We start from the raw sequence: 13,835 nt of genomic DNA, 5'->3' as shown, positions 1-13,835 counted from the left end.
TGNTGNTCAGTAATCAGTCCATGGTGCTGATTCCTTTGCTCTATCCCAAGGCCGGTTTGAACATCGTCAAGGACACGACCGCGATCGGCACAGTCGCCAATGTTCCCATGGTGCTCAGTGTGAGCAATCAGAGCGGCATCCAGGATCTGCCCTCGATGTTGGCGGGCATGCGTAGTGGTGCGCTCAAGCTGTATTTTGGCTCGGGCGGCCCGGGCACCACTGCGCATCTGGCCGAGGCGTTGTTCTTGCGCATGGCCAATGTGCAGGCCGAACTGCTGCAGTATCGCGGTTCGGGGCCGGCGATTACCGATTTGATGGGGGGCACCATTCAGTCGGTGCTGGATCAGACAGTCACCATGTTGCCGCTGCACAAGGGCAAACAGATCAAGGCCATCGCTGTGGCGTCCAAGGAGCGTTTGCCGCAGATGCCGGACGTGCCGACTTTTGCCGAAGGCGGCCTGCCACAGTTCGATCTGCAGATATGGAACGGCTTGGTCGGGCCCAAGGATATGCCCAAGGATGTGGTCGACAAACTTTCCGAGGCAGTGACCAAGGCGGTGCAGACCCCGGCGTTCCGCGAGCGTATCGATACGCTCGCCGCGCAGATTCCCGCGGATGACGAACGCAGCCCCGCGGGCTTTGCGCGCACGCTGCAACGCGACCAAAAACAATTCGCCGAGCTGGCCAAGCAGATTGGGCTGGAGCCTCGCTGATCCCGCACGTGGGATGCGGCAGCAACGCGATGGCGTAGCGTGGACGCGGTTTTCTGGATCAACACAATTGGAGGACAGATATGAGTGAGACGATTTACGGATTCATTGGATTGGGAAATATGGGCGGCCCCATGGCGAAGCGTTTACTCGATGCGGGCAACGTGCTTCACGTGACCGATAGCGATCCAGCGGTGATGCGCCGCTTGGTGGAGCACGGCGCCGTGGCTCACGACAGCGCTCAGGGTGTGGGCAACGCGGCCGATGTGGTATTCCTGAGCCTGCCCGATGGCAAGGTGGTCGAGCGTGTGCTGAGTGGCGAGCAGGGCCTGGCGTGGGCGAATCGCGCCAAGTGCGTGGTGGATTTGTCGACCATCGGTCCCGCCGCGGCGCAGCGCGCGTTCGACATTCTGGCTGAGCAGGGTATCGAGTACGTCGATGCGCCCATCAGCGGTGGTCCGACCGGGGCCGAACGCGGCACGCTGGCGGTCATGGTCGCTTGCGCGCCGGCGCGCTACGAGGCGTTGAGACAGGTGTTAGGCCATTTCGGCAAGCCGTTTTATCTCGGCTCCGAGGCAGGCCAGGCTCAGGTGATGAAGTTGGCGAACAATCTGCTGTCGGCGACCGCTGTTGCCATTACGTCAGAGGCCATGGCGCTGGGAGTCAAGGCGGGCTTGGACCCGAGCGTCATGATCGACGTAATCAATGCGGGCTCCGGCCGTAACTCCGCCACCATGGAAAAATTCCCCAAGGCGGTGCTGACTGGCACGTTCAATGTGGGCTTTGCGGTCCGCCTGGCACACAAGGATGTGCGCCTGTGCCTGGAAGAGGCCGAGCGCCACGGCGTGCCGATGGTGGTGGGATCATCTGTGCGCGAGATGCTGGTGATGACCACCGCTATCTGCGGCCAGGACGCGGACTATACCGATGTGGCCCGCGTGGTGGAGGATTGGGCCGGCGTGAAAGTGCGTGCGAAATCCTAGGAGGCAGGCGCGACGTCCAGCCGCACGACCCATACGAAGTAGTCGGATCAGGGTAAATCCGTAGGCAAAATCCCAATTTATTCACCATTCAATCATACAATCAGTCTATATTACAAGAATACAAAATATATGAAGCCCTCGATACGTCGGCAACATCCTGACCGGCGCGCGGGAAAAGGAGACGGTGGTATGGGAGTGCTGGAAGGAAAAGTCGCGATCATCACCGGTGGCGCGGGCGGCATCGGCCGAGCTATCGCGCGAGCCTATGCCCGCGAGGGTGCCAAAGTGGGATTACTGGATATCAACGCGGACTTGTTGGCCGAGGCCGAGCAGGAGCTTGAGGACGTCCAGGCGCTGCCTTGCGATGTATCTGATCGCGCACAAGTGCAGCGCGTGATCGATGCCTATGCGGATCAATCGGGCGGGTTGGACATTTTGGTGAACAACGCGGCCTATTTCCACTACGCGCCGCTGGTGGAAATGTCCGAGGAGCAGGTCTGCAAAATGATCGACGTCGGGCTGAAGGGCGCGCTGTGGTCGTTGCAGGCTGCCACGCCGCACCTGATCTCACGGGGCGGAGGTTCTGTCATCAATCTCTCGTCGGTGGCCGTGTCGGTATCGATCAAGAACGCGGCGGTCTATAGCGCTATCAAGGGCGCTCTGGACACCCTGACCCGGCAACAGGCCGTCGAATTGGGCGGGCACGGTATCCGCGTCAATGCGCTGGCGCCCGGGCCCGTGATCACGCCGGGGGCGAGTTCGGTGATTTCCGAGGAAGGCTGGGCCACGCGTCGACGCCGCACGCCGCTGAATCGGTTGTCGACCAGCGAGGATATTGGCGAAGTCGCTGTGTTTCTGGCTTCGTCCGCCAGCGCGACGGTGGCGGGGGTCACGCTCAAAGTGGACGGCGCCATGACTGTCCTCGGCTACTAACGCGGATTCGCACGTTCCCGAGGGGAGCAGGATGACGCTTCCTGACAGACAAGGCGCGGGCGCAGCGCGGGCAATTCTGCGCCTTGCGGCCGGATACGACACCGACCTGGGACGAGGCCTGACATGATGGACATGACAGAACTGCAAATTCATCTCGAAGCATTCTTGCAGGCACTCACCGCTGGTGTGCTGGTGGGTGGGCTATATGGATTGATGTGCGTCGGATTGGCAATGATCTTCGGCATCATGCGCGTCATCAATTTCGCCCAGGGCGATTTCATGATGCTCGGGATGTATGTGACGTACTACTTTTTCATCCTGTTGGGTGCGCACTGGCTGGCGGGCTCTGTGCTGGGGCCCTATGTCTCGGTGTTGCTGGCGGTGCCTGTGATGTTCGGGGTGGGCTATCTGGCGCACCGGCTCTTGATTTCGCGCGTCACGGGCCGGCGCGGTGCGGCGCTCGATGGCGATGGTCATTACGCTCAACTGGTGCTGACGCTGGGCATTGCCCTGATTCTGCAAAACGGCGGCATGATGGTGTTCGGTCCGCAACTGGTGTCGTTGCGCACGCCGTTGTCGAGCAGTGCCTGGGAAATCGGACCGCTATGGGGAGACTACGTCAGCGTGTTCGCCAACAAGGGCCGGGCAGTGGCGGCGTTGATCTCTGTGGCCGCCATTGTGGTGCTCGGCGCATTGATTACGCGCAGTCGGCTTGGCAAGGCCTTGCGCGCCTCGGCCGACAATCCGGTCGCCGCCTCCTACATGGGCATCGACGTCAACCGTTCGTACCGCATCGCCTTTGCGTTGGGCACCTGCGTGACTGCGCTGGCCGGCGGCCTCTTGGCGACCAACTTTCCGTTTCATCCTTTTGTCGGCCTGGAGTACGTGATCATCATGTACGCCGGCGTGGTGCTGGGTGGCATAGGCAGCATCTTTGGCGCGTTCTGGGGAGGCATGGTGATTGGACTGGTGCAGCAGTTGTCGTCGCTGGTGCTGCCCACGCAATTGCAGAACGCGGCGATTTTCGTGTTCTTTCTGTTGATCGTGATGTTGCGGCCGCAAGGACTATTCGGCCGCGTGTCGGAGCGAACCTGATGAAACGATTGCCGACTTCTTTGACGTTGCTGCTGGTCGCCGCAATCTACTTGGCCGCCGCGTTGCTGGCGAGCAATGCGTACCATCAACTGATCTTTACGCTGGTGCTGGTGTGGGCGTGCTTTGGCCTGTCGTGGAACATGCTGAGCGGCTATACGGGCCTGGTCTCGTTTGGCCATGCCGCATTTTTTGGCCTGGGAGCCTACGCGGCGGTATTGGGACAAGTCTATCTGGGCCTGTCGCCCTGGGTGATGTTGCCGCTGGCCGGTGTGATCGGCGCGGTGGCCGGAATCCTGGTGGGGCTGCCGACGTTCCGGTTGCGCGGGCATTATTTCGCGCTGGCGATGTTGGCGTATCCACTGGCATTGTTATATGTGTTCGAGTGGCTGGGGCTGCAGGAAGTGACCTTTCCGATGCAGCGCGAGCATCCGGCGCTGTATATGCAGTTTGCCGACCGGCGTTACTACACGGTGGTTGGCCTGATCATGCTGCTGGTGTTTGTGCAGATCACCCTGTATGTGGAGCGAACGAGATTTGGTATGGCGCTCATCGCCATCAAGCAAAACGAAGCCGCGGCTGAAGCCGCCGGTATCGACACGCTGCGCTGGAAATTGCGCGCCATCACGTTGAGCGGAGCCATTGCTGGCGTCACGGGGGCGTTTTACGCCGTGGTGCTGCTGGTGGTCACGCCGGTGTCGGTGTTTGGCATGCTGGTGTCGGCGCAGGCGCTCACGGTATCGATGTTCGGTGGCGTGGGGACGGTGTGGGGACCAATCATCGGCGCGGCCATTCTGGTACCCTTGGGCGAGATCCTGCATGCCGAGCTGGGCTCGACCTATCCGGGTATTCAGGGTGTGATCCTGGGCGTTGCTATCATCGCCGTGATTCTGGTGGCGCCGGAAGGCGTGTTCTGGAAACTGCGCGACATGTTGCAACGGCGCCATCGCGCGCCAACGCCAGCTGCGCCGTTAGAACAGACTGCTTCTGCACAACGGCCCACCAAGCCGCCGCGGCCGGTGCGGCCTGCGATATCGGCCGACGACATCATTCTCGACGTACAGTCTGTCTCGCGCAGCTTTGGCGGACTCAAGGCCGTGCAGGATGTCAGCTTTTCGGTGCGACGAGGCATGATCCTGGGCATTATCGGCCCCAATGGCGCGGGCAAGACCACGTTGTTCAATCTGCTCAACGGTTTTTTGCAGCCGGATACGGGCAAGGTGATCGTCAATGGTGTGGATATGGCGGGCCGCAAACCGCACGTATTGTGCGCGGCGGGGGTGGGGCGAACTTTCCAGATAATGCGGCCTTTCATGCGGCTGACGGTGGCGCAGAACGTCAAGGTGGGCGCCTACGTGAGCGCCAAAAATGAGGTGCAGGCCGAGGCGTTCGCGGCGCAGGCCATCGCGCGGGTCGGTCTGTCCGATTGCGCCGACAAAATCGCTGCACTGCTGACCACCCGTGAATTGCGACTGATGGAGCTGGCTCGCGCGGTGGCCGGGCAACCCGAGTTGTTGCTGTTGGATGAAACCCTGGCGGGCCTGGGGCACGGCGAGGTCGATGACATTGTCGATGCGATCCACGCGCTCTCGGCCGAGGGCGTCACGATTGTCATCATCGAGCACACCATGCAGACCATGGTGCATCTGGTCGATGAGTTCCTGGTGCTGGATCATGGGCAGGTGCTGACCCGTGGCGACCCACAGTCGATCACGCAAGATCCGCAAGTGGTGCAGGCCTATCTGGGCAAGAAGTGGAGCGCGCAACATGCTGCTTGAAATCAATGAACTGACGGCCGGTTATTCCGCGGTGCCGGTGCTCAAGGGGGTGTCGGTGGTCGTTGACGAGGGGCAGTTCATCTCTGTTGTCGGCCCAAACGGCGCAGGCAAAAGCACCTTGTTCAAGACCATTTCCGGCAGCGTGTCGGCCCGTTCGGGGAGCATTCGTTTCGATGGGCGGGACCTGTTGACCGTGCCCAGCGATCGGCGGCCTCACTTGGGCATCGCCCACGTGCCCGAGGGGCGGCAAGTGTTCGCCTCGATGAGTGTGTTGGAAAACCTGGAAATGGGCGCTTATACCGCGGCCGGCCGGCGCGATTGGGAAAGCAACCTGGAACGCATCTATGCGTGGTTTCCCGTGCTCAAACAGCGCAGCCGGCAATTGGCGGGCACGCTGTCGGGAGGCGAGCAGCAAATGGTGGCCATTGGCCGCGGGCTGGCATCGTCGCCACGCTTGTTGATGCTTGATGAGCCGTCAATGGGGCTGTCGCCCGCCATCGCCGATTTTATTTTTGAACGCCTGATCGACATTCGCCGAGAGGCGAATCTGACCCTCCTGTTAGTGGAGCAGCGTGTAGCGGAAGCGCTGCAATATGCCGACCGGGGCTATGTGCTGGAAACCGGATGCGTGGTGTTGGAAGGTACGCATCAAACACTGCAGGCTGATGACCGGGTGCGTCGCGCCTATCTTGGGATGTAGCACACATGCCGCCCGAACCAAGGCGGAAGAAAAGCGAGGAGATCAACATGAAAAAGCAATCCATGGTGGCCAGTGTCGTGAGTATGGCCTTGGGCGCTAGTTTGTTGCTGGGCGGCAGCGCCCTGGCCGAACCGGCCCCCGTGAGCGTCGGCCTGATCGCGCCCATGTCGGGTATTTACGCGCGTTATGGCCAAGTCATGCGTATGGGCGCTGAGATGGGTGTCAAAGACATTAACGACCAAGGTGGAATCAAGGCGCTGGACGGTGCCAAGCTGAAGCTGATCGTGGTGGATTCCGGCGACTCCACCGAAAAGGCCAAAAGTGCAGCGGAACGAATGGTGGCCGATTATCCCGGCCTGGTCGCAGCGACGGGCGCCTACCTGAGCTCATTCACCTTGGCCGCAACCGAGGTGACTGAGCGTGCCGAGCTGCCGATGCTGACGTTGTCGTATTCCGACCTGATCACTTCGCGCGGATTCAAGTACGTGTTTCAGACCTCGGCGCCAGCCGGCAAGCAGGCCGAGATCGCGCTGCCCAGCATCCTGGACCTGGCGCAGCAGGCCTCGGGCAAGCGACCCAAGACGGTGGCCATCGTGACCGACAATACCGCCGCCTCGCTGTCGACGGTCAAGGCCCTGAAAGATGGCCTTTTGAAGAAAAATGGCTTGGAGCTCGTTGTCGACGAGACTTTCACGCCTCCGCTGGCGGACGCGTCATCCTTGATCCAGCGCGTGCGTTCGCGGCGTCCCGATCTGCTGTTTTTCCTGCCCACCGTGATCTCCGATGCCAAGCTCATCCTTGAAAAGATGAACGAGACCAATGTAAAGGTGCCGGTGATTTCTTTTGGCATCGCCATCGCCGAGCCCGAAGTGCTGAACACCGTCAGTCCGGCGTTGCTCAATGGCGTTATGTCGGCCGTGGGCAATTGGGGAGCCAAGGGCCAGGAAGCCCTGATCCAGCGGATGAAGACCGAATACAAAGAACCGTGGATGACGCAGAACGCCATCTCGACCTATGGTGATATGTGGATCATGAAGGCGGCCTTGGAACGCGCCGGCAAGGCCGATCGCGAGGCGGTCGGGCAGGCGATGCACACCCTGGACGAAGGTCCCAGCCGGTACTTTCCAGGGGGAGAGATCAAGTTTGATGAGGCGGGGCACCGCATCGGCGCGACGCTTACCGTGATCCAGTGGCAGGACGGTGTGCCGGTGACCGTATTCCCGCAGGAACAGGCCGTTGCCCAGCCGATTTGGCCCGGCAAATAACAGGCTCTCGCCATGGCGGCACATGATGGCGCATCGATGGCGTTGGAGGTAATGTTATGCGGCAATCTGATCGGTTCCGTGCTCGGCAATCGTGTGGTGGACGCCATCGGCGACGTGTCGGCGGTGTTCGTTCGAAAAGCGCTTCAACAGAGGAGTAAAACGTCATGCAAGTATTTCACGGCAGAGATCAGGGCAAGCCCTCCGAGCAACGCGGTGCGACGTTCACAGGGGTTGTGTGGGCTGATCCGGTCATGCCCCCTGAGGACAACGTTGGCATCAATCACGTATTTTTTTCGCCGGGCGCGCGTACATTCTGGCATACCCATGAAGACGGCCAGGTGTTGCATGTGACATCCGGCCGCGGCTGGATATGCACCGATGGTGACGAGCCTCAGGAAATCCGCCAAGGCGACGTGGTCTGGATTCGGCCCAACGAACGTCATTGGCATGGTGCGGCCGCCGATACGTTCATGACACACTTGGCCATCTCGCTGGGCAAGGCGGATTGGCAGGAGGAATTGCCCCAGTCCGAGTACCCCAAAGCGCAACGCTGAGCCACATTTGATACCGCAAGGAGACGTCATGATTATCGAAACGCGTATTTACCATTGTTTGCCAGGTCGCCTGCCGGCGCTGCACGAGCGCTTTACCAAGACGACGCTGGATTTCTTCAAGAAATACGGCATCAAGCCCATCGGGTTCTGGACAACGCTGATCGGTCCCAGCAACCACGCGCTGACATACTTGTTGGAATGGGAAAGCCTCGACGAACGAGAGCGCAAGTGGAACGCCTTTCAAGCCGATCCCGAGTGGATCGCCAAACGGGCCGCCAGCGAAGCCGAGAAGCCCATCGTGGAGCGCGTCGAAAACCATATTCTCGTCCCGACCGATTATTCTCCCATGCGTTGATCGACCGGCGGCGCGCGCGGTGGCAAGAGACGATTCGTGGCTCAAGCGGGCATCATCAGGAAAATGGCCGCTGCCGCGATCAATAGGCCCAATATGTTGATGCGGCTGAGTGGCTCGCGAAAGGCCAGCGCTCCTACTACTGTGCCTACTGCGATGACGCCCATGTTCATGGAGGCGAAGACCAGGGCGGGGTTGTCGGGCAGGGATTGATGGGCGCGGATGTAGGTGACGATGTTGCCGAAGTTCAGCAGGCCCAGAATGACGCCGGCAAGCAGGTGGCGGGGATGCCAGGTGATGCGGCGGATGAGCAGGTAGGCGGTCATGGCGATGCCGGCCAGAATGAAGGCGATGAGGAGTGCGCCGGCAAAGGCGGTACCGGTTTTGGCGACTTGTTTGAATAGGATGTCTACGAGACCGTAGGTGATCCAGACGCCCAGGGGCCATATCGAGGTGTGCGGGCCGGCGGCGGCGTCGTTTGCATGGTCGCGCCGGCGCAGGACGCAAAACAGCGCGGTAAAGGCCAATGCGATGGCGGCGGCTTTATGCCAGGTGAGGTTTTCGCCAAATAGCAGGAAGGCCGCCAGCAAAGGCAGGAATAACGATAAACGCTGTGCGGCGTCGCTGCGGACGATGCCGGCATGACGCACGGATTGCGCCATGGCGATGAAGCCTGTGGGCAGGATGATGCCCAGGGCCAGCAGCAGGGGCCAGGACTGGATGGCGGATTCGACTTGGGCCGCCGTGGGGCCCAGCACGATCGCACTGAGTGTGGCCGTGACGGCGTAGTTGGCGGCGATGGCTTGGCGTATGTCGATGTCGTATCGGCGAGCGAGCTTGAGCAGGACGGCAACGCTGACGCTGCAGGCGACGCTGGCGATCAGGTACAGCAGTCCGGATGTGAGATGAGGCATGGGCTGCGATTCGAGAGTCAGATGGTTGTCCGGGGGGATGAGCGAGGCTCGTCAGGGGTGAGTCAAATGTGTGATCAGGGGGCGAGCCAGGCTCCCACCGCGAGGAACCGGGCTTCGACAAGAATGAACTAGGCTTGTACTCAAGGATGAGGCAGACCCCGAGGAATAAGCCATCAAGCGGCTTCGGCGTGCAGGCCCAGGCGTTCCATCAGGCGCTGGTCGGCTTGTACCTGTGGGTTGCTGGTGGTCAACAGCATGTCGCCGCAGAAAAGCGAGTTGGCGCCAGCCAGAAAGCATAGGGCTTGCAAGGTGTCGCTCATGGTTTCGCGGCCGGCGGACAGGCGTACGTGTGCGCGCGGCATGGTGATGCGGGCGACGGCGATGGTGCGTACGAATTCGAATGGGTCCAAGGCGTCGATGCCGGCCAGTGGGGTGCCTTCGACTTGTACGAGGTTGTTGATGGGCACGGACTCGGGATAGGGCGTCAGGTTGGCGAGTTGGGCAATGAGGCCCGCGCGTTCGTCGCGCGATTCGCCCAGGCCGACGATGCCGCCACAACAAATGTTCAATCCGGCGTGGCGTACGCGGTCCAGTGTGTCCAGGCGATCCTGGTAGGTGCGAGTCGAGATGATCTGGCCGTAGAACTCCGGCGAGGTATCGAGGTTGTGGTTGTAGTAGTCCAGTCCGGCGGCTTTGAGTTGCTCTGCCTGCCCTTCGCGCAGCATGCCCAGGGTGACGCAGGTTTCCAGCCCCAGGGCTTTGACCGCGCGGATCATTTCGGCGACTTGGTCCAGGTGATGGGGCTTGGGGCTGCGCCAGGCGGCACCCATGCAGAACCGCTGCGCGNCGCCCGCCTGGGCGGCGCGGGCGGCCTGCAGGACGTCGTCCAAGGGGATCAGTTTGTCGGCGGCGAGGCCGGTGTCGTAGTGCGCGGATTGGGGGCAGTAGGCGCAGTCCTCCGGGCAGCCGCCGGTCTTGATCGAGAGCAGGCTGGATAGCTGGATCGCGTTGGCATCGAAATGTTGGCGATGAATCTGCTGGGCTCGGTACAGCAGGTCCATGAACGGCAATTCGAACAGCGCCAGGATGTCTTGGTGGGGCCAGGCTATACCGGTGGGAACAGGCAGCGGTTTGGCGATATCGGAAACGGGAACAGTGGCGATTTGCAAGGCGATCCTCCAGCGAGAACGATGCCGCGGCAATGGTTGCGGCTTGAGCAATAGCGGCGGATCGTAAGAACGGCACCCGAGAATGGCAATGGCTGGTTTTTGGCTGAAATTGATGGGGTGTTGGTGGTAGTAGGCGGAGGTTGGCTGTGTGTTATGCGAGGAGGGTCATTAACGTGTCGTGATCTTCCGGGATAAATTTTGCTGAGTTTTATGTGTCTTTTTGTAAAATTTCTCTGCGCCGCATGACGGCACAGGCAGGCCAGGCCATGGATTCGTCGAGGGTTTATGCGCATTCGTCGAAAAACAGTAGCCGGCTTTTGCGGCTGGGCATACTGTCAGTCTGGCCGCGGTCTCAGATCACAGTGCAATGTAGATCGAGGGCGGTGGCCGCGATGTCGAGTCATGACGACGTGGACGCGCAGACGATGGCCTCCATGTCACACCATTGCGCGGCGCAGGCGCAGGGACGCGGTGCGGCCCAGGATGATGGGGGCAATGCTGCTGTGAGTGAAGGTGATTTCGGCCTGTTCGCCGGGCCGTTGGGAGACGTGGGCAATATGGTCCAGATTGATGATCATCGACCGGGAGACCGCGCAGAATGGGGGCGTGGGCAATTGCGGCACCAGGCGCTTGAGCGTGATGTGCATCAGTTCGTTGGCATGCGCGGCGCTGCACAGCAGGACATAGTCTCCCTGTGCCTGAGCGATGGTCAGGTCCTGGATTTTGATGATCCGCGTGCCGTTTTTGGTCTTGGTGGTCAGGTAGTTGCCGCTGCTGCTGTTGCGCGATTGCAGACGAGTCAGGGTCTGGGCCAGGCGTTCGGGACTGACGGGTTTGAGCAGATAGTCCACCGCGGCGATATCGAAGGCCTGCGCACCGTAGTCGTCGTGCGCCGTGACGAAAACGACGGCCGGCGAGGGATCCAGTCCGGGCAGCAGGTCGAATCCGGTGCCGCTGGACAGTTCGATATCCAGGAACAGGACATCGGGGCGGAATTCGCGGATCATCGCCTGGGCTTGATCCGGGGTGGCGGCTTCGCCCTCGATTTGAACCGTGGGGAATTGTTCGAGCAATCGACGCAAATAGCGGCGCGCGGGCGCTTCGTCATCGATGATCAGCACGCGTAACATTGGTTCTCCTTGGGAGCCTGATGATGGCGAGCCAGCTGAGCGTGGGCAGCGAGCGACCAGACGGTAGGGCGCAAATGGGCAGCGCCTGCACAGCAGGGGCTAAATATAGGCCATGTTGAGCTTGTCGGAAATCCGTAGCGGCCCGTAGTCGGTACGGCCAATAAGGTGTAGGGAGATGTTCTCATGATTTTTGTGCCCATCGGTCAGGCGTTGAGCCTGGGGGAATCGTCGGCGGCATTCTGGCGCGCCCAGGTGGTTGGGTGGTGCGTGCTGGCGATCATCGGCTTTTGTATACGGCTGGTGGTGTTTGCGAATGCGACGGTCGCGTTTTGGCTGACCGTGGGGGTGGAGCCGCTGGCGTTTGCGATCACGAGCGCCGTGGCTGTGCTTCATGGCCGCCATCCCAGGCCGAATGCATCGATCCAGGTGCTGGCCAGTGCGGTGTTGCTGTGCCTGGCGACGTCGGCGGTGCTGGCGGGCATCGCTTATGGGATACATCAGATGTTCGGCCCGGAGATCCGGTATGTGATGCCGGTCGATCAGTATCGGCTGGGCTTTATCTACTACATGGGTATCTTGTCGATCTGGACGCTGATTTACTTTGGCGTGTCGGCGGAGCTGGCAGTACGCACTGAGCGTATTTCGAAGATGAAGGCCGAGACTCGTGCGTTGCGGCTGGAGTTGGAATATCTGAAACTGCAGATCGAACCGCATTTTCTATTCAATGCGTTGAATACGATTGTGGCGGAAATCACGGATCGCCCGGTGATTGCCGAGGAAATGACGCGCGGGTTGGCGGCCTATCTGCGTTATTCGCTGGATCGGCGCGGGCGCGGGATGTGCCGGCTGGAAGAGGAAATCGAAGCAGCGGAAACGTATATCCGCATTCAAGCGCTGCGTTTTGATAAGCGGCTCGAGTATCGCTGCCAGGTGGATCCTGCGTCGCTGGAATTACTGGTGCCGCACATGACGATGCAGGGGCTGGTGGAAAATGCGATCAAGCATGGCATGCGTTCTGAGCACGATCATTTTTTGATTAATGTCAGGACGCGGGTGCAGGGCGATGAGTTGATTGTCGAGGTGGACAATCCGGGACAATTGCATGCGCCGTATGATTTGGCGCGCAGCGGTGGCGGGCTGGGGAATCTGTGCCGCCGGTTGGCGTTGCGTTACCCGGATCGGCACAGTTTTTCTCTGGAACAACGTGCGGACAAGATTGTGGCTGAGGTCCGTATGAAGGGCGAGCCGTTGTTGTTATAGGCCGGCGATCCCGAAGGCCTCGCCTTTTTCTACGATGCGTTGGGCCTGTTTGACGACGGGCGCATCGACCATGCGGCCTTCGAAGGTGCAGGCCGAGCGGCCTTTGGCTTCTTCTTCCTTGAATGCTGCGATGAGGCGGCGTGCGCGTGTGACGGCCTCGGACGAGGGGGCGAATGCGGCGTTGGCGATGGCGACTTGGGCGGGATGGATGCAAAAGGCGCCTTCGAATCCCAACGCTGCGCCGCGTTCGACGGTTTTCTGAAAGGCTTCGCGGTCGGCGAAGTCGGCGACTGAGCCGACGAAGCCGATGGGGGCGATGCCTGCGCGCCGGCATGCGGCGACGGCCATGACGTTGGGTACGTAGAGGGTGTCGGCGGTGACGGCCATTTGCAGGGAGACGGCGAGGTCTTCGGCACCGACGATCAGGCCGCAGATGCGTGGGTGCGCGGCGGCGATGTCGTGCATGTTGTGCAGCCCTTCGGCGTCTTCGACCATGACGATCAGGCGGGTGGTGCCCAGCGGTATGCCGCGTTCGATTTCCAATTCGTCGATGATTTCTGCGACGGATTGTACGAAGGCGGGGTTGGGGACTTTGGGCAGGGTCAAGGCTTGTACGTGCGGGCCTATGCTGGCTTCGATGTCGCGTAGCAGCTGACGCCAGGGGCGGTTGACGCGCACGATGACGTCTTTGCCTTGGTCGTGGCATAGCTTGGCGACGCTGGTGACGCGTTCGCGGGCTTGTTCTTTTTGATCGAGGGCGATGCTGTCTTCCAGGTCTAGCTGGATGGCGTCGGTGGGTTGTTTTAGGGCGCTTTGGATGAAGCGGTCGTTGATGATGGGGACGAAAAGCATGGAGCGCCAGGTGAAGACTTTGCTCATAGTGGGCCTCTTTTCTGGGGAGTGAGTGGGGAGTTCTTGTTTCCGAGGGTGGGGTTCTTAAGTCGCAGGGGGCCGTCATATCAAGGCCGCGCCGGCCCTGTCGTCCGGTCTGGCCG

The 13,835-nt window shown here is 60.9% G+C and carries 13 protein-coding genes and 2 pseudogenes; 10 read left to right on the top strand and 5 right to left on the bottom strand.

Features of this window, described 5'->3' with window-relative positions:
* Positions 1-6: 6 nt before the first annotated feature.
* The 9 genes from ACNA0J_RS23505 to ACNA0J_RS23465 all read left to right on the top strand — a co-directional run.
* On the top strand, positions 7-713 hold a 707-nt coding region (locus tag ACNA0J_RS23505; protein WP_415821293.1), incomplete at its 5' end, for a Bug family tripartite tricarboxylate transporter substrate binding protein.
* Positions 714-793: 80 nt separating this feature from the next.
* The gene (locus ACNA0J_RS23500) at positions 794-1,693 is read left to right on the top strand and encodes an NAD(P)-dependent oxidoreductase (protein WP_415821291.1); all 900 of its coding nucleotides are present in this window, start codon (positions 794-796) and stop codon (positions 1,691-1,693) included.
* Between the two features lie 189 nt (positions 1,694-1,882).
* Positions 1,883-2,626 carry an SDR family NAD(P)-dependent oxidoreductase gene (locus tag ACNA0J_RS23495; RefSeq protein ID WP_415821289.1) on the top strand — a complete coding sequence of 248 codons (744 nt, stop codon included), beginning with the start codon at positions 1,883-1,885 and terminating at the stop codon, positions 2,624-2,626.
* 123 nt (positions 2,627-2,749) lie between these two features.
* Complete coding sequence (locus ACNA0J_RS23490; protein WP_415821288.1) at positions 2,750-3,721, top strand: branched-chain amino acid ABC transporter permease; 972 nt, start codon at positions 2,750-2,752, stop codon at positions 3,719-3,721.
* Positions 3,721-5,496: a branched-chain amino acid ABC transporter ATP-binding protein/permease gene (locus tag ACNA0J_RS23485; RefSeq protein ID WP_415821287.1), complete on the top strand. Its 1,776-nt coding sequence runs from the start codon at positions 3,721-3,723 to the stop codon at positions 5,494-5,496. Before ACNA0J_RS23490 ends, ACNA0J_RS23485 begins: the two co-directional genes overlap by 1 nt.
* Positions 5,489-6,196 carry an ABC transporter ATP-binding protein gene (locus ACNA0J_RS23480; RefSeq protein WP_460490291.1) on the top strand — a complete coding sequence of 236 codons (708 nt, stop codon included), beginning with the start codon at positions 5,489-5,491 and terminating at the stop codon, positions 6,194-6,196. Before ACNA0J_RS23485 ends, ACNA0J_RS23480 begins: the two co-directional genes overlap by 8 nt.
* A 47-nt stretch (positions 6,197-6,243) precedes the next feature.
* The gene (locus ACNA0J_RS23475) at positions 6,244-7,461 is read left to right on the top strand and encodes an ABC transporter substrate-binding protein (protein ID WP_415821285.1); all 1,218 of its coding nucleotides are present in this window, start codon (positions 6,244-6,246) and stop codon (positions 7,459-7,461) included.
* Positions 7,462-7,625: 164 nt separating this feature from the next.
* Complete coding sequence (locus ACNA0J_RS23470; RefSeq protein ID WP_415821284.1) at positions 7,626-8,015, top strand: cupin domain-containing protein; 390 nt, start codon at positions 7,626-7,628, stop codon at positions 8,013-8,015.
* Between the two features lie 28 nt (positions 8,016-8,043).
* Positions 8,044-8,370: an NIPSNAP family protein gene (locus ACNA0J_RS23465; protein ID WP_094822564.1), complete on the top strand. Its 327-nt coding sequence runs from the start codon at positions 8,044-8,046 to the stop codon at positions 8,368-8,370.
* A 41-nt stretch (positions 8,371-8,411) separates the two neighbouring features.
* On the opposite strand, the gene ACNA0J_RS23460 is transcribed toward ACNA0J_RS23465, so the two are convergent.
* The 4 genes and pseudogenes from ACNA0J_RS23460 to ACNA0J_RS23445 form a co-directional block, all read right to left on the bottom strand.
* Complete coding sequence (locus tag ACNA0J_RS23460; RefSeq protein ID WP_415821283.1) at positions 8,412-9,281, bottom strand: EamA family transporter; 870 nt, start codon at positions 9,279-9,281, stop codon at positions 8,412-8,414.
* Between the two features lie 173 nt (positions 9,282-9,454).
* A pseudogene (gene bioB / locus ACNA0J_RS23455) lies at positions 9,455-10,127 on the bottom strand (biotin synthase BioB); the annotation flags it as partial.
* A 1-nt stretch (position 10,128) separates the two neighbouring features.
* Positions 10,129-10,450 (bottom strand): annotated as a pseudogene (locus tag ACNA0J_RS23450) (biotin synthase BioB); the annotation flags it as partial.
* Between the two features lie 437 nt (positions 10,451-10,887).
* Positions 10,888-11,580, bottom strand: coding sequence for a LytR/AlgR family response regulator transcription factor (locus ACNA0J_RS23445; RefSeq protein ID WP_415821282.1), 693 nt, complete (start codon positions 11,578-11,580; stop codon positions 10,888-10,890).
* Positions 11,581-11,763: 183 nt separating this feature from the next.
* Here ACNA0J_RS23445 and ACNA0J_RS23440 point away from each other — a divergent pair, with 183 nt between their 5' ends.
* Positions 11,764-12,840, top strand: a complete 1,077-nt coding sequence (locus tag ACNA0J_RS23440; RefSeq protein ID WP_415821281.1) for a sensor histidine kinase — start codon at positions 11,764-11,766, stop codon at positions 12,838-12,840.
* Here ACNA0J_RS23440 and ACNA0J_RS23435 read toward each other — a convergent pair.
* On the bottom strand, positions 12,835-13,719 hold the full coding sequence (locus ACNA0J_RS23435; protein ID WP_415821280.1) for an HpcH/HpaI aldolase/citrate lyase family protein: 885 nt from the start codon (positions 13,717-13,719) through the stop codon (positions 12,835-12,837). The genes ACNA0J_RS23440 and ACNA0J_RS23435 overlap by 6 nt on opposite strands.
* Between the last annotated feature and the right edge of the window lie 116 nt (positions 13,720-13,835).

This window comes from Bordetella tumbae (genome assembly GCF_965139195.1).
Lineage (GTDB): Bacteria > Pseudomonadota > Gammaproteobacteria > Burkholderiales > Burkholderiaceae_B > Bordetella_A > Bordetella_A tumbae.
The sequence above is the reverse complement of the archived record's forward strand: the minus strand, read 5'-3'. Positions and strand labels throughout refer to the sequence as shown.